At 37.3% G+C, this 19,587-nt stretch carries 19 protein-coding genes; 13 read left to right on the top strand and 6 right to left on the bottom strand.

The window, feature by feature from the left end; all coding sequences use genetic code 11:
* Positions 1 to 13 precede the first annotated feature (13 nt).
* The 4 genes from JHT90_RS12215 to JHT90_RS12200 form a co-directional block, all read right to left on the bottom strand.
* A complete protein-coding gene (locus JHT90_RS12215) occupies positions 14 to 445 on the bottom strand; it encodes a hypothetical protein (RefSeq protein WP_201091375.1) in 432 nt (143 codons plus the stop codon).
* A complete protein-coding gene (gene ligA, locus JHT90_RS12210; RefSeq protein ID WP_201091374.1) occupies positions 442 to 2,790 on the bottom strand; it encodes an NAD-dependent DNA ligase LigA in 2,349 nt (782 codons plus the stop codon). Before ligA ends, JHT90_RS12215 begins: the two co-directional genes overlap by 4 nt.
* A 54-nt stretch (positions 2,791 to 2,844) precedes the next feature.
* Positions 2,845 to 3,627: a cell division protein ZipA gene (gene zipA, locus JHT90_RS12205; protein WP_201095884.1), complete on the bottom strand. Its 783-nt coding sequence runs from the start codon at positions 3,625 to 3,627 to the stop codon at positions 2,845 to 2,847.
* A 179-nt stretch (positions 3,628 to 3,806) separates the two neighbouring features.
* Positions 3,807 to 5,051 (bottom strand): hypothetical protein, encoded by a 1,245-nt coding sequence (locus JHT90_RS12200; protein WP_201091373.1) that lies wholly within the window; start codon positions 5,049 to 5,051, stop codon positions 3,807 to 3,809.
* A gap of 463 nt (positions 5,052 to 5,514) precedes the next feature.
* Here JHT90_RS12200 and JHT90_RS12195 point away from each other — a divergent pair, with 463 nt between their 5' ends.
* The 9 genes from JHT90_RS12195 to murB all read left to right on the top strand — a co-directional run bounded on the left by JHT90_RS12195 (position 5,515) and on the right by murB (position 12,947).
* A complete protein-coding gene (locus JHT90_RS12195; RefSeq protein ID WP_201091372.1) occupies positions 5,515 to 6,039 on the top strand; it encodes a DUF4124 domain-containing protein in 525 nt (174 codons plus the stop codon).
* A gap of 4 nt (positions 6,040 to 6,043) precedes the next feature.
* Positions 6,044 to 8,263, top strand: coding sequence for a DNA internalization-related competence protein ComEC/Rec2 (locus tag JHT90_RS12190; RefSeq protein ID WP_201091370.1), 2,220 nt, complete (start codon positions 6,044 to 6,046; stop codon positions 8,261 to 8,263).
* A gap of 67 nt (positions 8,264 to 8,330) precedes the next feature.
* Positions 8,331 to 9,038: a MotA/TolQ/ExbB proton channel family protein gene (locus JHT90_RS12185; RefSeq protein WP_201091368.1), complete on the top strand. Its 708-nt coding sequence runs from the start codon at positions 8,331 to 8,333 to the stop codon at positions 9,036 to 9,038.
* The gene (locus JHT90_RS12180) at positions 9,035 to 9,472 is read left to right on the top strand and encodes an ExbD/TolR family protein (RefSeq protein ID WP_201091366.1); all 438 of its coding nucleotides are present in this window, start codon (positions 9,035 to 9,037) and stop codon (positions 9,470 to 9,472) included. Before JHT90_RS12185 ends, JHT90_RS12180 begins: the two co-directional genes overlap by 4 nt.
* Before the next feature lies 1 nt (position 9,473).
* Positions 9,474 to 10,469: a tetraacyldisaccharide 4'-kinase gene (gene lpxK / locus JHT90_RS12175; RefSeq protein ID WP_201091364.1), complete on the top strand. Its 996-nt coding sequence runs from the start codon at positions 9,474 to 9,476 to the stop codon at positions 10,467 to 10,469.
* A gap of 57 nt (positions 10,470 to 10,526) precedes the next feature.
* Positions 10,527 to 10,712, top strand: a complete 186-nt coding sequence (locus JHT90_RS12170; protein ID WP_201091362.1) for a Trm112 family protein — start codon at positions 10,527 to 10,529, stop codon at positions 10,710 to 10,712.
* Positions 10,709 to 11,476 carry a 3-deoxy-manno-octulosonate cytidylyltransferase gene (gene kdsB, locus JHT90_RS12165; RefSeq protein ID WP_201091360.1) on the top strand — a complete coding sequence of 256 codons (768 nt, stop codon included), beginning with the start codon at positions 10,709 to 10,711 and terminating at the stop codon, positions 11,474 to 11,476. Before JHT90_RS12170 ends, kdsB begins: the two co-directional genes overlap by 4 nt.
* Entirely contained in the window at positions 11,476 to 11,934 is a 459-nt protein-coding gene (locus JHT90_RS12160) for a low molecular weight protein-tyrosine-phosphatase (RefSeq protein WP_201091358.1), read from the top strand. Before kdsB ends, JHT90_RS12160 begins: the two co-directional genes overlap by 1 nt.
* Entirely contained in the window at positions 11,931 to 12,947 is a 1,017-nt protein-coding gene (murB, locus tag JHT90_RS12155; protein ID WP_201091357.1) for a UDP-N-acetylmuramate dehydrogenase, read from the top strand. Before JHT90_RS12160 ends, murB begins: the two co-directional genes overlap by 4 nt.
* Here murB and JHT90_RS12150 read toward each other — a convergent pair.
* A complete protein-coding gene (locus tag JHT90_RS12150; protein WP_201091349.1) occupies positions 12,942 to 14,093 on the bottom strand; it encodes an MFS transporter in 1,152 nt (383 codons plus the stop codon). The genes murB and JHT90_RS12150 overlap by 6 nt on opposite strands.
* 269 nt (positions 14,094 to 14,362) lie before the next feature.
* On the opposite strand from JHT90_RS12150, the gene JHT90_RS12145 reads away from it, so the two are divergent.
* The 3 genes from JHT90_RS12145 to satP all read left to right on the top strand — a co-directional run bounded on the left by JHT90_RS12145 (position 14,363) and on the right by satP (position 17,231).
* Complete coding sequence (locus JHT90_RS12145) at positions 14,363 to 14,713, top strand: DUF485 domain-containing protein (RefSeq protein WP_201091335.1); 351 nt, start codon at positions 14,363 to 14,365, stop codon at positions 14,711 to 14,713.
* Positions 14,714 to 14,760: 47 nt separating this feature from the next.
* Positions 14,761 to 16,371: a cation acetate symporter gene (locus tag JHT90_RS12140; protein WP_236254121.1), complete on the top strand. Its 1,611-nt coding sequence runs from the start codon at positions 14,761 to 14,763 to the stop codon at positions 16,369 to 16,371.
* 299 nt (positions 16,372 to 16,670) lie between these two features.
* Positions 16,671 to 17,231 (top strand): acetate uptake transporter, encoded by a 561-nt coding sequence (gene satP, locus JHT90_RS12135; RefSeq protein ID WP_201091331.1) that lies wholly within the window; start codon positions 16,671 to 16,673, stop codon positions 17,229 to 17,231.
* A gap of 148 nt (positions 17,232 to 17,379) precedes the next feature.
* On the opposite strand, the gene JHT90_RS12130 is transcribed toward satP, so the two are convergent.
* Positions 17,380 to 18,153: an SDR family oxidoreductase gene (locus JHT90_RS12130; RefSeq protein WP_201091329.1), complete on the bottom strand. Its 774-nt coding sequence runs from the start codon at positions 18,151 to 18,153 to the stop codon at positions 17,380 to 17,382.
* 245 nt (positions 18,154 to 18,398) lie between these two features.
* Between JHT90_RS12130 and JHT90_RS12125 the strand changes: the two genes are divergently transcribed.
* On the top strand, positions 18,399 to 19,511 hold the full coding sequence (locus tag JHT90_RS12125) for a high-affinity branched-chain amino acid ABC transporter substrate-binding protein (RefSeq protein WP_201091328.1): 1,113 nt from the start codon (positions 18,399 to 18,401) through the stop codon (positions 19,509 to 19,511).
* The last annotated feature ends 76 nt before the right edge of the window (positions 19,512 to 19,587 follow it).

The following is a 19,587-nucleotide window of genomic DNA, read 5'->3' as shown; positions in this document are numbered from 1 at the left end:
AATCTAATTGAGATTATTTGATAATAACTTCATCTTTTTCTTGTTGCTCTGTCATAAAGCCTAAAGGGGTAGGCTCCATGCTTATATTCAAATCAGGTTGAATATAAAAATGAATACCCCCTAGGTAACCTGTGCGTGCTAAAGAGCTAATGACTTTATCGCTTGTTTTGGCCTGAAAATAAATGGCCGCATTTCTGCCTTTAATAAAAGGCAAATTGATTGTAAATTCTGTATTAGAAGGAATACTTCCCACAGATGATTCATTGCCATTTACTTTTACTATATAGAGTAAGGGTTGATTAGAAATATTGTGAATAGTCAGCCTTGGGGCCTCTTGCCACGCAACAAAAATAAATGAACATAATAAAAGGATTAGGATAGTAGCAATACGACGTTTATTAGCTAGCCTAGCACCTTTTTTAGGTTTTGTTTCTTCAACTGTCACAATATTATCCCGTTTTCTTTCAATAGATTAGTTAATGCTTCTTCATCCCAAACAGTAACACCTAACTCATTGGCTTTAGTGAGTTTAGAGCCAGCATCAGCACCTGCTACGACTACCGACGTTTTTGCTGAAACACTACCAACCACTTTAGCACCTAGTTGTTCTAAGTACAGTTTCGCAGTATCACGTTTCATCGTAGGCAGAGTGCCTGTTAATACCCAGCTTTGACCTGCCAAAGGTAAGTTCTGTTGGCTTTGCTTGGGTTCACTTTGCCAATGCATACCAAAGTCTTTTAACTGAGCTTCTATAGCCTTTGCTTTCGCTATATTTTGCGGTTGCTTAAAATAATCCAGTAAACTATCTTTCGCCCGTTCTGAGAGTTTGTCTACCCCAGATAAATCAATTTTATCAGCCTTTATAATCGCTTCAAGGCTGTTGAAACGTTTTGTTAAACGTTCTGCTGTGGTATCTGCAATAAAAGGGATAGTTAACGTTTTTAGCAAATCAGTCAGGGTAAAACTAGCTGTTAGATTTTCAGCAATATCGCCTTCATTTTGTAATTCAATATAACTTAATAATTGCTGTAGCGTTTGTTGGTTATGGTCTTCAGCAAAGAAGTTATTAATCTCATAAGCTACCTCTAAACCAATATCAGGTAATGAGGTGAGTACTTCTGGGTAAGCTTGTTTAATACGAGCGAGCGAACCAAAAGAACGCGCTAATAATTTAGCGGTACTTTCACCCACATTAGGAATGCCTAACGCATAGATAAATCTTGCTAAATCAGGTTTTCTGCTATTATTTATAGCAGCTAGTAGGTTATTGCTAGAAGTTTCGGCAAAGCCTTCTAAGTCAATGATTTGTTCAAAGGTAAGTCGATATAAATCAGCAGGCGAGCTTATTAAACCATTATCAACCAATTGCTCAACGATTTTATCGCCTAAACCATCAATATCTAAAGCTTTACGTGACACAAAATGAATAATGGATTGTTTAACTTGTGCAGGGCAGGATAGTCTACCTGTACAACGATAAATAGCACCTTCTGAAATATGTTCTTGGCCTTTACTGCGTTTTATCAGTTGAGTACGCTCAACCATTGAGTTACAAACGGGACAGTGTTCAGGAATTTGTACAGGTTTAGCATCACTAGGACGGCGTTCTAATACAACACTGGTAATTTGTGGAATAACATCCCCTGCACGACGAATAATAACAGAGTCACCAATCATTAAGCCTAGGCGGGTTACTTCGTCCATATTATGTAGCGTGGCATTAGATACAACTACACCGCCCACATGCACAGGCTTTAATCTTGCAACTGGAGTAACCGCCCCTGTACGACCAACTTGGAATTCAACAGCTAATAGTTCTGTTATTTCCTCTTGAGCAGGAAATTTATAAGCAATAGCCCAACGCGGCTCACGAGAACGAAAGCCTAATTGTTGTTGATCTTCTATTTGATTAACTTTAAATACAACACCATCGATATCATAGCCAAGACTATCCCGTCGTTGACCAATATCTTGATAATAGTTAAAGCATTCAGTAAAACCAGTGGCTAACTTTAATTCAGGACTGATGGGAATACCCCATTGCTTTAATTGTAGTAAGGCTTGCTGTTGGCTACTAGCTAATTCATTATCATCTGTAATAAAACCATAGCAGCAAAAAGTAAGTGGTCGTGTGGCTGTTATTTTTGAATCGAGTTGGCGAAGTGAGCCAGCCGCTGCATTGCGGGGATTAGCAAAGGGTTTACCTTCATTAGCCAGTATTGAGGCATTAAGCTTTTCAAAACCAGCTCGAGGCATATAAACTTCACCTCTAACTTCTAAACGTGTAGGCCAGCCAGTACCCTGTAATTTTAAAGGAATATTGCGAATGGTACGGATATTTGCTGTAATATCTTCACCAGTAGCACCATCTCCACGGGTAGCCCCTCTAACAAAAATACCATTTTCGTAAACTAAACTAACTGCTAATCCATCCAACTTAGGTTCACAGCAGTAGACAATGTCAGTGGAGGTTGATAAGCCTTCTTTAACTCGTCGATCAAAATTTTTTAAATCTTCTTCTGCAAATGCATTACCAAGACTTAACATAGGTACTTCATGTTGGACTGTGTTAAATTGTGGTAATGCCTCTCCACCCACGCGCTGAGTCAGTGAGTCAGAGGTTTTTAACTCAGGGAATTGTTCTTCTAATGCTTGTAACTCACGAAATAAACGATCATATTCCACATCGGGGATGGTGGGGTTATCAAGTACATAGTATTGATAACTATGATGATTAAGTTCTTTACGAAGTTGTTCTATACGTAAGATAGCTTGTTCTTTTGTCAGCATAGTCGTACCAAAGGGAGAAAAGGCGCTGTTTGTTACAGCACCTTAAAAATAGGCTTAATATTTCTTTTTGAGTTTACGGCGTTCAAAATCAACAATTCGTTGCCGATAATGTTCAATGGTTTGGGCTGTCATTACACTATGTTGGTCATCGTGTAACTCGCCATTTAGCTCATTACTCAATTTACGCGCAGCAGCTAACATCACATCAAATGCACGTTTTGGGTGTTTGGGACCTGGTAGGCCTAAAAAGAAGCTTACAGCTCGCGTAGAAAAGTGATCAATATCATCAAGATCAAATGTACCAGGTTTTACACCATTAGCCATTGAAAAATAGCGCTCGCCATTACCCGTCATACTTTCATGGCGATGAAAAATATCCATTTCACCAAAACGTAGTCCGCTTTCAAGTATATTTTGTAATAATGCAGGCCCTTTAAAGCCATCTGGATCAAGTGCCACTACATTGATAATCAACACTTCTTCTATGGGTTGTGGTTTATCATCTATTTCTGGTTTAGGGCTGTGTTGCTTATTATATTGAGCCTCTTCCTCTGCAAGATTTAGACTGATTTGTTGCTCTTCTTTAGAGGGTATGTGATCTAACTCATCTTTTGTTGACAAAAAGGGAGTATCTTCCTGTTCATTTTCTGTTTCTGACAGGAAAGATGTAGGATTTTTAGATTTTGCTTTAGGGGCATCTGTGTTGTCGTAATAAGGGCTAAGGTTTCGGTCTAGCCTTAATTTACCACGACTACCGCGTATACGACGCCAGCCATCGAACAGAATGGCTGCAATAACTATGATGCCAACAATAATTAGCAATTCACGCAACCCAATGTCTGGCCCTTATACACACCTCCGAGCCCACGAGACGGACCCCTATTTCGTATGCCGCCTTCCGTTTGAAACAAAAAACCTCGATCGTTCGTATATTGCGCTGTCATCTTGTCTGATGCCCGCCAGAAGGGGGGCCAGCACCAGGTTAGGCAGAGTAGATGGCTAAAGAAAACCCCACATCATGCTCGCACTGCGGCGGCGAGATTCAGCGAATAGCAGACATCAGAGAGGGTTTCGATATTGGTATAGCCTTCTTCATAATAAATAGTATTTTTATGTTTTTCACCCACATAGTTTTTAAGAAAGAAAAAACCATAACGTTCATACAAACGATAAACATTGAAAGTATGATGATTCTTTTCTATTTCCCTCAATGACTTTAATTTTTCTAAAAAGTTATCGTTTAAAGGGTAATCTACTTTGGCAAAATCTATAGTGGGCTGCCAATCTAAATAAACCGCATTTAAGGTACCATTAAATTTATAAAGTAATCTTGAAAAATAACGATCAAATGCACAGCTATCATTATAACAACCACTAATTTCATTATAACCTGTATAGAAGTACATATGACCTAAAGATATTTGTACTGCTATTTGATAATTTCTTTCATTTTCTAATGTCCATACTAAGTTTCGTTCTTGTGGAGTTAATGGTTTTAATAATGGCATTAGCTCAGGCAAATAAGGAGCAAGGTTTATACCAGAATGTAGCAGTCTATCCAAAACAAAATAATGTTGATTTAACCTATTAATGAAAATAACAGTATCTTCTTTATTTCTCTGCTTGCTATTTAACATATGACGATAAAACTTAATGTCATTGATTAGGAAAGAGAGTCCTTCATCGATATTTCCTGCATTAACTTCTAAAATAGCATTAGCCATTAATAGTTGTGCAACACTACTGATATATTGGTAAGGTACAGTACTGTTAAGATTAGCAGGTAGAATATGGGCGAATTCAGGAAATTTTTGTAATGCCAAATAATTATTAACAAAGCCTTTTTGCTCTTGCATTAATTGTCTTATCACTGCTGCTTGTTCAGTAATATCTTGAAGGCACTGGTTATTGCTAAAATTGGCATCACAGGGTAATTGATAAAGCTTAGTTAATTCATGACCTTTGGCTGCTTGAAAGATCATATTGTATTCAAATGGGGTTTGTTCAGAAGATTTAATCGCTTTTAGAATAACTATAAAACCTTCATCTACCATATCTTCAGTGTTATATACATTAAATCCAGCCATGGCTACAAAAGCATTATTGGCAGGCGCAATATTTGTTTGAGGGCTAATATGGCTAAGCTGATTTTTTACCGCAGGCAACAGAGTAACATCTTTAGTTTGTCCCCAAATTAATAATAAAATTACAATTAAAAAAATAATGTAGAACTTAAAAGATATTTTTTTCTTTGTTTTCATAATCCATTCATTTGTTAAGTTAAAGAAAAACTAGCTAAGTACTAGTGTACCAATATTTGGATGTAAAAATATAGTGTTTACAATCGGTTGAACAGTGTTATTTAAAAAATAAATTCTTTAACTGTTTATCCAGTAGCTCATAACGCAAATTAATACTTATCTACGCACTTTATTGTAACCACTACAGCACAGTCCATATCTAGTAATAGAATCACATATACATTATTTAGGTCTAAATAATGCACTATCCATGTATTATTAAACAATTTAAATCAAAACAGAAATTCTATCGAAAAAAGCTAGTCTAGATTTAGTTTTAATAGAGTTAGAAATTAGTTTTATAAAGCAATGGCTGATTAGCTGATAACAATAAAGAAATTATACTATTGGGTGAGTTTAATATTAAAAAAATGTTATCGATTTGTGATAGATTAATAAAACTTGTTATTAATGAAGAAGTAAGATGAAAAGGATTTACTATTATTTATTATTTCTACTCAGTTTCACAATAACTGCTGAGCCAGCTATTCACTATTGTGTGGACGCTCAGGGGCAACGTATTTTTTCGGATAAGCCTTGTTCAGAAACAATGATGGGAGAAGGTGGTGTAACAAGCTATGAGCAAGGTACTGTTGAGTTACAAAAAATACCTGTAGTGGTAGATGATATGGTAGCAGAGAGAATACGTTATCGTATGTCGCCTGCACAAATTAGAAAAAAATATTGTGCTAAATACGATCAAGTACAGCGTAATCAATTGGTGCAGACTAAACAAGTGGTCTTAGGCATGTACTTAGCAGATGTGATTAAAGTGTGGGGCGCACCTATCTCTTCTGATGGTAATAAGGTATTGTTCCAAGATGATAATAATGAAATGGTGACAATTTCTTTATTAGAAGGATGTGTAATTAATATTCAGCATGATAATATGGATAGTGATGAAACGTTTTTTTATGACGAACAGCCTATTGAAGACAATATAAATTAATCTTATGCAAATAGCGTTAATAGCTTTTATTATTGGTTTATTATCTATTCGTTTTTTTCCTGTATTACCTTCTATTTCAGTGTGTATCTTTTTAGCTTGTGTAGGGCTAACTTTGTTACCTTGGCGTCTTTATCCTCTAGGCATGCTTTTAACAGGTATTGCATGGGGATGTTATGGCGCGATTCAAACCATTGATGATCGTTTAAATCCAGCGTTAGATGGCGAAACCTTATGGATGGAGGGTACGGTAGTAGGTTTGCCAGAGCAATCTGAACAGGTCGTTCGTTTTCAATTAAAAAATGCTAAAGCCAAAGGTATTCAGCTACCTACTAATATTAGGCTTACTTGGTATAAAGGTGAACAAGTAGCCACTGGGGAATATTGGCGCCTACAAGTTAGATTAAAGTACCCTAGAGGTACAGTTAATCCTTATGTATTTGATTATGAAGCATGGTTAACTGCTAAACATATTGGTGCCACAGGTACAGTTAAACAAGCTTATCGTTTACAAGAAAGCTCAACTATCATTAATTGGCGTTATCAGTTACGGCAAAAAATATTAGCGCAACTAAACGCTAACCAAACAGCAGGCTTAATCGCTTTAGTGTTAGGTGATGGTTCTGTACTGTCTAGAAGCCAGTGGCAAGTGCTACAGGAAACAGGCACTGTTCATTTAATGGTTATTTCAGGACAGCACATTACCTTGTTAGCAGGTTTTCTTTATTTTTTTATAGCAGCTTTAGTGCGTTTAGGGTGGTGGCCTAAAAGGTTACCATGGTTACCTATAGCCTGTGGTTTAGCAATGCTAGGTGCCTTAGCTTATGGTTTATTGGCAGGGTTCGAAGTACCTGTACAGCGTGCTTGTATTATGTTGGCATTGGTATTGTTATGGCGTTTAAGATTTCGATATTTAGGTGTAACAATTCCATTTTTAATGGCTTTAGCTATCGTTCTTACTGCAGACCCTTTAGCCAGTTTACAAGCTGGATTTTGGTTGTCATTTAGTGCTGTAGCTATTTTATTATTGTTACTTTCAGGTCGATTAAGCCATAACAATTGGTGGCTAAGTGCCATAAAAATTCAGTGGGCCATTACTATTGGATTAATACCCGTATTATTGGTTTTGTTATTGCCTGTCAGTTTAACTAGTCCCATTGCGAATTTAATAGCAATACCTCTGGTTAGTTTTATTATTGTACCTTGTGCATTATTGGGAACATTATTTATCAACATTCCTTATGTTGGAGCTGTTTTTCTCTGGTTGGCAGGTTCTACTTTAAAACTACTTTTTATTATTTTGACCTTTATTGCTGAGGTAGTGCCCGCTTGGGTAGCTCCTATGCCTGCTTGGTGGGCATTTGTATTAGCTTTTTTAGGTGTGGTTTTGATATTACTACCTAAGGGTGCCTTACTACGAGTATTTGGCATCGTTTTTTGTTTGCCATTATTTTTTGCTAATACAAATACTATCAAAGAAAATCAAGCTGAAGTGAATGTGTTTGATGTAGGGCAGGGACTATCTGTGTTAGTTAGAACTAAAAATCATAGCCTGTTATATGACACAGGGCCTAGTTTTGGTGATTTTAATTTAGGAGGAAGAGTTATTGTTCCCTCTCTACAGCGGCAAGGAGTTAGATCGCTTGATAAAGTAATCATTTCCCATGTTGATACAGATCATGCAGGTGGACTAGAAGCGATTAGTAAGCGTTTAGCTATTCAAGTGTTAATAAGTGGTGAGCCTAATAAATTAACCAGTGAATTAATGATTAAGCCTTGTCAAAATAGTAGTTGGCAGTGGGATGGGGTAAGGTTTTCATTATGGCAATGGTCTACAGCCAAAAATGGTAATGATGCTTCCTGTGTATTATTAGTAGAAGCCAATGGTGAAAAACTGTTATTAACAGGTGATATTTCTCGTAAAGCTGAACAAGCTTGGTTGACAGAAAATAATAAGCAAGTTAATTGGCTATTAGCTCCCCATCATGGTAGTAAGAATAGTTCATCATGGAACTTTTTAGCGTCTATCAAGCCTCAGTATATAATCGTTTCAAGAGGGTGGTTAAATCCATTTGGTCATCCAAGTTTAGCGAGTTTGGAGCGTTACCAAAAAATAGGTGCTAGGGTTGAAGATACAGCATTAACAGGTGCTTTACAGATTCATTTAGGTGCATTTCAATCTGCTATCAGGCAGCGTGATACAAAATATTTTTGGCGAAAACAATGACATCAGTTTATTATTATCAGTTAGCCTTATGATAAAGTTGTCATTTTGAAAAGGGAGCGTAAAAACTGTGTGGGAATTAGTTAAAGCAGGTGGGATCATGATGTTCCCGTTAATCCTTTGCTCTATTGTAGCAATGGGTATTATTATTGAGCGGCTGATTGTTTTAAGAACAACAAAAGTAGCGCCTGCTCCACTGATGGGGAAAGTATGGACTTGGTTTAAATCAGGTCAAATCGATCATTTACGCTTAGAAGAATTACGGAATGATTCTCCACTAGGACAAATTTTAGCGGCTGGCCTTTCCACTGCCCATAAAGGCCGCGAACAAATGAAAGAAGCTATTGAAGAAGCAGGTGGCTTTGTTATTCACAATTTAGAGCGCTATTTAAATACATTGGGTACGATTGCTGCAATCACACCATTATTAGGATTATTGGGGACAATTTTTGGTCTTATTGAAATTTTTAGTGCTTTTTTAGCAGGTGGTGCACCTGATTCATCTAAATTGGCAGGTGGGATTGCTATGGCTTTAGTAACCACTGCTACAGGTTTGATTGTAGCGATACCTTCAGTATTTTTTCATCGCTTTTTATTGCGTAAAGTGGATGAGTTAGTAGTAACAATGGAGCAAAATGTTACTCGTTTGGTTGATGCGATTGATGATAGTTATAACCAAAGAGAAACTACCTATGCACCAGATGTTAAGCCAACCAAAAAACGTAAAACTACTAAAACAGTGAGTAAAGCACCAGTAGCTCGAGGCGAATCAACGTGAGATTTAAAAGAGGACGGGGTAATGGAGCTGCCCGTGATGAGATTTTCATCAATTTAGCGTCGTTGATAGATATTATTTTTGTGCTTTTGTTATTTTTTATAGTAACAACAACTTTTACTCGCGAAAATCAATTAACTATCGAGCTTCCAGAGTCAAGTATACATAATCCTATTACCTCTACTAATGTAGATCGTTTAGAGATTACGATTAGTAATGATGGCAAATATGCCGTGAACGGCAGAGTTTTGCCACAAGCAACAGAGGGTGCATTAAGTGAGGCATTAGTCGCTGAGTCTAAAGGTGATAGGGATTTGCCAGTATTAGTAACAGCCGATGCTAATGCTAAATATCAAGCAGTTATTACAGCAATGTCCGCAGCAGGGCAGTTAGGTTTCTCTAAATTACGCTTAGTCACTGTGGAGTCTGACCAGTAATATGTCATTTAGTGATAGCTTAGTGGCGTCTTGGTATGGGCAAAGAAAGCCTTTTTATTGGCTTGCTCCATTCTCAAAACTATATGCTAAGCAAGCACTAAAGCGTCGCGAGGATTACCTTTCAGGTAAAAAAGTAGCTTATCGAGCACCTGTTCCAATTATTGTAGTAGGGAATATTACAGTGGGTGGAACAGGTAAAACACCGATGATTTTATGGTTAATTGATTACTGTCGAAGTAAAGGCTTAGCGGTAGGAGTGGTGAGTCGTGGTTACGGCGCAAAGCCTGCTAAATTTCCATGGCGTGTAACAGAAAACCAATCAGCCAGTGAAACGGGCGATGAGCCGTTATTGATTGTAAAAAGAACTCAAGTTCCCTTAGTAATTGATCCCAGTCGAACTGAGGCAGTCAAGCATTTACTAGCCACTGAAAAAATAGATATTATTTTATGTGACGATGGTCTACAGCATTATCAATTAGCCCGTGATTTAGAATTAGTGATGATAGATGCTGCAAGAGGATTAGGTAATGGTTATTGTTTACCTATGGGGCCTTTACGCGAACCTGCCAGTCGTTTACAAGCAGTAGATGCCATTATTTATAATGGTGCTGAGCAAGATAATGATGATGGTTATGCAATGCAGTTACAACCTCTGCAGTTAATTAATGTATTAACAGGAGAGCGACAGTCACTGGATTACTTTAAGCCACAACAAACCCTGCACGCTGTAGCGGGTATTGGTAATCCACAGCGTTTCTTTGACACGTTGCAGCAATTGGGATGGAAAGTAGTTGCCCATCCTTTTGCAGACCACGCAGTTTTTGATAAAACTAGTTTAGATTTTACTGATCAATACCCTGTAATTATGACAGAGAAAGATGCGGTGAAATGTAAAGGTTTTGCTCAGCCGCATTGGTGGTATTTGGAAGTGGCCACAGCGCCTTCTACGACTTTTGTGAAATGGTTTGATCAAAAAATTAGCGAGCTTGTTGGCTAAAACTGTTTATAATAAGCCAAATAATTTTGCCAGTAACTCACTATTGAGGTTATTAGAATGAATCAAAGTTTACTCGACATATTGGCTTGTCCTATTTGTAAAGGACCTTTGGAACTTAGCAAAGACAAAACAGAACTTATCAGCAAAGGGGCTGGTGTTGCTTATCCTATTCGTGATGGTATTCCTGTGATGATCGTTGAAGAAGCACGTACCTTAACGACTGATGAGCGATTGGCTAAATGACTACCCCTTTTATTGTTGTTATTCCAGCACGTTATGGATCAACACGTTTACCTGGCAAGCCGCTGTTAGAAATAGCAGGTAAACCCATGGTACAACATGTATGGCAGCGGGCAGTAGAAAGTGGCGCTAAACAAGTTTATATTGCTACTGATGACTCACGTATAAAAGAGGCTTGTGAAGCCTTTAATGCCCCTGTATTAATGACACGTGGTGACCATCGTACAGGTACTGATCGTTTAGAAGAAGTAGCCACTATGTTAGGATTGGCTGATGATGATATTGTGGTTAATGTACAAGGTGATGAACCTTTAATACCTGCCAGTATTATCAACCAAGTGGCTGCAAACCTCGCGTTGTTTAATGAAGCAGCGATTGCAACCTTATCTGAGCCTATTAAAGAGCTAGATGGTTTATTTAATCCTAATTTTGTAAAGGTAGTCACCGATTGTCATGGCTATGCGTTAAACTTTAGCCGTGCGCCTATGCCATGGGCTCGGGATGCGATGTTAGAAAATCCTGAACGTTTACCTGAGGGTATTCCTTTCCGTCGTCATATCGGTCTTTACGCTTATCGGGCAGGCTTCTTACATGATTATGTGAATTGGGGTTCTTGTTGGTTAGAGCGTTGTGAGTCCCTAGAGCAATTACGCGCCTTATGGAATGGTGTAAAAATCCATGTGGGCGATGCGCTAGAAATACCTCCTGCGGGTGTAGATACGATGGAAGATTTACAACGTATTAGACAAATAGTGGAACAAGCATAGTGCGTATTTTAATGGTTTGTTTGGGGAATATTTGTCGTTCCCCTTCGGCAGAAGGCATACTTCGTCAAAAATTAAAACAAGCAGGTTTGGCTGATAAGGTGACTGTCGACTCAGCAGGAATAGGCGGTTGGCACGAAGGGGAAGCACCTGATAAAAGAGCCCAACAAACAGCTAAAGCGAGAGGTTATGATATTTCTGGATTGCGTGCTAGACAAATTCAGCCAGAAGATTTTGCGCGTTTTGATGTGATTTTAGGCATGGATAACAATAATCTCATCGCATTAAAACAGATGCCACAAAAGACAGCGGTTGTTGATTTGTTTTTAAATTACGCTGATACACGCAAAGCAGAAGTAGCAGATCCTTATTATGGTGATATACGAGACTTTGAAGCAATGTTTGAACAATTAGAGCCAAATTGCGATTTGATTGTTAAACGTATTCAGGAACAGTTGTGAATTTAGCAATTGCCGAAAATGTCTCCTTAAAACCGTTTAATACCTTTGGCATAGATGTTAAAGCCCGTTATCTATTTGTTGTAAAAGAAATTAGCACATTACAGCAAGCATTACTTTGGGCAAAAAACAATGATCTAGCGGTTACTGTAATCGGTGGTGGCAGCAATATCGTTTTTACAAAAGATATTGATGGCTTGGTGTTATTGTTACAAACTCAAGGTATAGAGATTATAAAACAGCAAGATTCAGTGGCTATTGTTGAAGTGGCAGCAGGTGTTGTTTGGCATGAATTAGTGCGTTGGTCTGTTGCACAAGGGCTTGGCGGTATAGAAAATTTAAGCCTCATCTATGGTACGGTAGGTGCCGCCCCCGTGCAAAATATTGGTGCCTATGGCATTGAGTTTAAAGATGTTTGTCATTTAGTACAGGCGTTGCATAGAAAAACAGGTGATTTACATACATTTACTACAGAACAATGTTGTTTTAGTTATCGTGATAGTTTATTTAAACATCAACCTGAGCAGTGGATTATTACCAAGGTGCAAATAAAATTGGATTATAAAGCACCGATACATATAGGCTATGCAGCTTTACAACAGAGTTTGCCAGAGCAAACAGATCAATTAAGCTATGCACAGGTGAGTGATTTAGTAATTAAAACACGTCAACAGCGGTTGCCTGATCCGAAGCAAATAGGTAATGCTGGCAGCTTCTTTAAAAATCCGATTGTTAGCCTTGAAAAGGCAAAGCAGTTACAACAACACTACCCTGATTTAGTAACTTATCCTTATGACAATGATCATGTTAAATTAGCGGCGGGTTGGTTAATTGATAAGGCAGGATTAAAAGGGATACGTGATAATGAGGTGGGTACTTATCCTTTACAAGCACTTGTGCTAGTGAACTATGGAAAAGCTACAGGGCTAGATATCTTAGCCTTCTCACAAAAAATACAAGCAACCGTAAAGCAAAAGTTTGGTATTGAATTAGAGCCAGAGCCTGTAATTTTATAATTGATCTGAAATTTTATAACGCTTCGGCCAGCTTACTATTCCTACCACAAATGCTGATAAAGCAAAGATGATAAAACTTTGATTAAGACCAAATAAATTCACCAAACTACCAAATAGTATGGGGCCTGTTCCTTGCCCTAAAAAAAATGCAAAGGCAAATAATGACATTGCGCTAGCCCTAGCAGGTGGATAGCAGTTACTAGCATTCACTTGCAGCATATTGTGTAGAATATAAAAGGATAATCCAACTAAAAACATGGCCAATAATATTAGCCAATAGACGGAGCTATAGGCGATAAGTAGCCATACCAAGGATAAACAAATAATACCTACCGTAAACTGTGATTGTTTTAGTAAGCGAATAAGATATTGGCTAATCACTGCAAACACTAAGCCACCTATTGCAAAGCAGGCAATTGCATAGCCTGCAATAGCAGTGTTGACTGAGAAAGTAGCTAGTTTTACCGAGATATAAGGGATGGGGCCAAACACTAATATACCATCTAACAAACCTAATAAAGCCATTAACGGTAAATGTGTTTGTTTAAAGATACTACCAATATGATCTGTTAGTTTTCCTTGTGATTGTTCATTAAGAATAGGCTCATAGCGTACTGAGTATAATAATACCAATCCAATTATGGGCAATACTGCCAGCACTAAGAACATAATTTCAAAGTGTGGGCTAACATGGCTCATTATCACAGCACCTAGTAGTTGGGCGGTAATAACAGCCATCATAAAACGTGCGATAACTACTCCTCGTTTGTTAGCGGAGAATAGTTGCCCCAATAATGCCAGTGAACTGGCGACAACAGCAGAAGCAAATAATCCTGCACCAAACCTGCTAAGGATAAGCATAAAATAAGTGTTAGGTACTAAAGCAAGTAATGAAAAAAAGCTCACCATTATCATGGCAAGGGTTAATACCCGATAACGGCCTAGCTTGTCAGACAAAGGCCCCATCAGCAATTGACCAAAGCCATAGGCTAAAGCAAAAATAGCAGCTGACAATGAAGCTACTTTGATAGATACATTATAAGTTATTGCTATATCAGGAATAACAGGGTCAAAAGCACGTAAACCGATGGAGCAGGCAAAGCCACAGATGGCTAAGATAAGAGATATTTTAGTTGTTTTAGTCATGTTATTCAGTTAATAAGTATTGTTATACAGTAGGGCACACTTATCATACGTTTTTCTATTAAGTTGTCTATTAGATTATCTTGATAAAAGACTAATTAATATATAGTTTTCAAAAATGTATTTAGTTTTAGGATTATAAATTTATTATTTAAGTAATATTGGACTAATGTAGCAGTTACCAACCAAAATATTCCTCTCTATACTTTAGACGCAACTATAAAAATAAGAACTGTTAAATAGTAATAATAATAATTATGAGGAAAGTAGATATGTCAAATGTCGTTCACAATGATGATGCTTCCGTGCATTATCAAAAAATTGAGTCTAATGTTACCTTTGAGAAACTGGTGCGACAACGTTCAGTTTTTGCTTGGGTATTGTCTAGTATTATGTTGGGGAGTTACTGTACCTTTATTCTGCTATTAGCTTATGCACCTAAATTTGTTGGAACACCTATTTTCGAAGGTGGTTCTGTCACCTATGGAATTCCAATGGGGATTGGTTTGATTTTATTAGCCATTGCTCTTTCAGGAATCTATGTTTACAAAGCCAACGGTGATTTTGATCGTTTAAATCAAGAAGTTGTCGAAGCGCTAAAAGATATGCAGGAGATAAAATAATGATAACAAGAATATTACAGATCAGTACTCTGCTTCTGTGTACAACGATGGTACAAGCCGCTGGCACCATTGACGGAGTGGTTGAGAAACAACCACTTAATTTATCCGCAATTGTAATGTTTCTTCTGTTTGTATCAGCCACTTTGTATATTACTAAATGGGCTGCTAAACGGAATACATCAAAAGCCGATCATTATACGGCTGGAGGTAAAATCACTGGCTTTCAGAATGGTTTAGCGATTGCTGGCGACTTTATGTCAGCAGCTTCGTTTTTAGGTATTTCAGCGTTAGTGTTTACTTCTGGTTACGATGGATTAATTTATTCCATTGGTTTCTTAGCAGGTTGGCCACTAATTTTATTTATGATTGCTGAACGTCTGCGTAATTTAGGACGATTTACCTTTGCCGATGTAGCTTCTTATCGCCTTAAACAGCGTGCTATTCGAACCTTATCAGCATTTAGTTCATTAATCGTGGTAGCGCTTTATTTGATTGCACAGATGGTGGGTGCAGGTAAATTAATCGAGTTACTGTTTGGTCTAAACTATCATATTGCTGTGGTGCTAGTAGGTATTTTAATGGTGCTGTATGTGCTGTTTGGCGGTATGTTAGCAACTACTTGGGTACAAATAATTAAAGCGGTATTACTGTTATTTGGTGCTAGCTTTATGGCAATTATGGTAATGGTAGCAGTTAATTTTGACTTAGGTACTTTATTTAGTCGTGCCATTGAGTTACATCCAAAAGGTAATGCTATTATGTTCCCTGGCGGACTTGCACCTGATCCTATTTCTGCATTCTCCTTAGCGTTTGCATTAATGTTTGGTACAGCAGGTTTACCACATATTTTAATGCGTTTCTTTACCGTAAGTAGTGCTAAAGAAGCGCGTAAGAGTGTGTTTTATGCAACAGGCTTTATTGGTTACTTCTATATCTTAACCTTTATTATCGGCTTTGGTGCTATTCTGCTTGTAACAGCAAACCCTGCTTTCCATACGCCAACAGGTGAGTTGTTGGGTGGTAATAATATGGCTGCTGTACATCTTGCTCATGCAGTGGGTGGTGACTTGTTCCTTGGCTTTATTTCTGCTGTTGCATTTGCCACTATCTTAGCAGTAGTTTCAGGTTTGGCACTAGCAGGCGCTTCTGCTGTTTCTCATGACCTTTATTCTTGCGTGTTGAAAAATGGTAATGTAAGTGAAAGAACAGAAATGCGCGTAACTCGTCTAGCTACTTTGGCATTGGGAATTGTTGCTGTGTTATTAGGTATCTTATTTGAGAAACAAAATATTGCCTTTATGGTGGGATTAGCCTTCTCGATTGCAGCTAGTTGTAATTTCCCTATTCTGTTTTTATCAATGTATTGGAAAGGCTTAACCACTCGTGGTGCTTTCTGGGGCGGTGGTTTAGGATTAGCGACAGCTGTAGTATTGATGATCTTAGGGCCAACTGTATGGGTACAAATATTAGGCCATGAAAAAGCAATTTTCCCTTATGAATATCCTGCTTTATTCTCTATGTTTGTTGCCTTTATGGGGGTGTGGATTTTCTCTGTGACTGATAGATCTGTCCAAGCCAATCAAGAGCGTGCACGTTTCTTACCACAGTTTATTCGTTCACAAACGGGTATAGGTGCAAGTGGTGCAGTTTCACACTAATTAATTTGATAATTAAAAAGATAAAAAAATACCAGAAGTCATCTTCTGGTATTTTTATTTAGGCCTATTGAGTAAGATTTTTTTTAGTGATAACGTTTGTCTTGCTGAGCTTTTTCTACTTCTTCAATAGTTTATAACCTCTATTTTTAGTTAATTAGAATCATTAAAGATTGCATCTAAAACTTTAATCTAATAAACTGAATCAATGATTATAACCATATAATCAGCGATAAAAATAATAACGATGCATTGTAAAAAACTAAGTAATTTTTAAAATAATAAAGAGGTTTATAAAAAAGATGACAACAACGACATTAGCGAATCCAGCGCCATTAGGTTTAATGGGTTTTGGAATGACCACCGTGTTATTAAATATTCATAATGCAGGATTTTTCCCCGCAGTAACTGCCATTGTCGCAATGGGTATTTTTTATGGGGGTATTGCGCAAATTATTGCTGGGATATTGGAGTATAAAAAAGGTAATACGTTTGGTGCTACAGCTTTTACTTCCTATGGATGTTTTTGGTTAACATTAGTAGGTATTTGGTATTTACCTTTATCAGGTGCTATTTCTGCAACAGACTCAAGCTTTTTAGGTATTTACTTAGGACTATGGGGTATTTTTACCTTGTTTATGTTCTTTGGTACATTAAATGGTAATCGCACCATACAATTTGTGTTCGGTAGTTTAGTGGTACTGTTCTTTTTATTAGCAATAGGCAATATTATTGGTAGTAAAACAATTCTCATAATTGCTGGTTTTGAGGGAATTATTTGTGGTGCTAGTGCCATTTATCTAGCAATGGCGGAGGTGCTCAATGAGCAATATGGTAGGACGGTATTGCCAATAGGTGCATAAATAATATATAGCTATTGCTCTATATTTTTATACGTCGTTGAATGACTTTGCCGTACTAGTTGTACTGTTTTCAGTCATTCGCCTCGTCTAAAATTATATAGCAACAGCTAAGTAGTAGCTTATGGTTTTGTAAGTGTAAGCTACGCAATTATTTCATTAATAAGATCTTATCTAGCCAACTACTAGGTAATAAGCGTTTGGCAAGCCACATACTTTTACTAATCAGCGTAATTCGATAACGAATTTTCGGTCTAGGATGGGTGAAAGCATGTTTTAAATAGGGCATAACATCATCTGCTGTTAATGAAAATTTAGCCGCAATGCTTGGATTTACCACCTTATTTTCTTCATCCACTTGATTTACATTTTTAGAAAATGATGTGTGGATTGGGCCTGGCTCAATTAAACTAACTTTTATACCTGTGCCATGTAATTCTAAACGCAATGCATCAGTTAAACCTTCTACAGCATATTTACTAGCAGCATAAGCCCCTCGTCCTGCGGTGGCAACAAATCCCATTACCGAGCTAGTTTGTACAATACGCCCTTCATTATGCGGTAGCATCAATGGTAATAGTTTATTGGTTATCTCATGTAAACCAAATACATTAGTAGCAAACTGTTGTTCTAGTTGTTGGCGGCTGATTTCTTGTAAAGGGCCATAAATACCGAAACCCGCATTATTAAATAGGCCGTAAAGTCTACCTTGGCTCATTGCTGCTATTTGTAGGCTAGCTTGATTGATACTTTCACTGTTATCCAAGTCCAGTAACACAACTTCAAAGCCTTGCTGTTGTAAATTATGAAAGTCACTTTCCTTACGGCATGAGGTTATGACCCTAAAACCAAGGCTCTTTAAATAATGCGCTGAGGTCAATCCAATGCCACTTGAACAGCCAGTAATAAAGATAGTTTTTGCCAAAATAAATAATTCCTTATAAGATTATATAGTTATCAGTTTACTCTAGTATGTTTATAAAATTCCACTGCATAGGTAGTGTATCTTTTTGTTATGATAGCTAAGTAAAGTTAAAAATGAATATAACAATTAAATGAAGATAATCATGGAAAAAGTTAATTGTTTATGTTTTCTAAAGTTTAAATTGCTTATTCTATATAAATCAATTGAATAGGCACAAAATAAATAAATTTAACGGGGTTTATCGAATGAATCATTTCTCAAAATTACTAACAGCGGTAGCCTTTATTGGTTTGAGCGGTTATAGCCTAGCTGCAGATACTATTAAAATTGGTGTGGTAGGTCCTGTAACTGGCCCAGTTGTACAATATGGTGATATGGTTTTTGGCGGTGCATTAGCGGCTGTTGATGAAATCAATAAAGCAGGTGGTGTCAATGGTGCTAAATTGGAAGCCGTTAAATATGATGATATGTGTGATGCTAAACAAGGTGTAGCAGTAGCTAATAAAATTGTTAATGATGGTGTTAAATTTGTTGTCGGCCATACTTGTTCAGGCCCTACTCAAGTAGCTATTAATATTTATGATGAAGATGGTGTGTTAATGATTACGCCATCGGCTACAGCGCCAGAAATTACTCAGCGTGGCTATCAAATGATATTTCGTACTATCGGTTTAGATAATATGCAAGCACCTGTAGCCGCTAGTTATGTTGCAGAAAAAGTTAAGCCGAAAGCAGTGGCTGTTATCCACGATAAACAACAATATGGCGAAGGCGTTGCTACAGCGTTTAAAGATGTAGTGTCAGCAAAAGGCGTTAAAGTAATTACCTTTGAAGGTATTAATGTAGGCGATAAAGATTTCTCTAGTTTAATTACTAAATTAAAACGTGAGAATGTAGATTTTGTTTATTTTGGTGGCTATCATCCAGAATTAGGTATGTTACTTCGCCAAGCTAAAGAAAAAGGCTTGGATGCAAAATTCATGGGGCCTGAGGGTGCTGGTAATCCAATGTTATCAGCTATTGCTGGTGAAGCTTCTGAAGGATTATTAGTTACCTTACCAAGATCAGTAGATAGTGATACACGTAATGCTACTGTAGTGGAAGCATTAAAAGCGAGAAAAGTAGATGCGGCAGGCGCCTTTGTATTACCTGCTTATGCAGCTGTACAAGTGATTGCGCAAGGTATTGAAAAAGCTAAATCAACTGATACAGAAGAAGTAGCTGACGTAATTCATAGTGAGAAATTTAATCTAGTATTGGGTGAGAATATCTCTTTTGATAAGAAAGGTGATATTAATGGTTTCCAATTCTCTGTGTATGAATGGCATAAAGATGGTAGTAAGACACTAGCCAAATAATTTATTTATAAAAGTAGGTAGCAAGTTTACCTACTTTTTATAGGATTTTGACTAGTCGTAATATAAAAATTAAATA

The sequence above is a fragment of the Entomomonas asaccharolytica genome (assembly GCF_016653615.1).
Classification (GTDB): Bacteria; Pseudomonadota; Gammaproteobacteria; order Pseudomonadales; family Pseudomonadaceae; genus Entomomonas; species Entomomonas asaccharolytica.
Note: the sequence above shows the minus strand (reverse complement) of the source record. Positions and strands in the feature narration are given on the sequence as shown.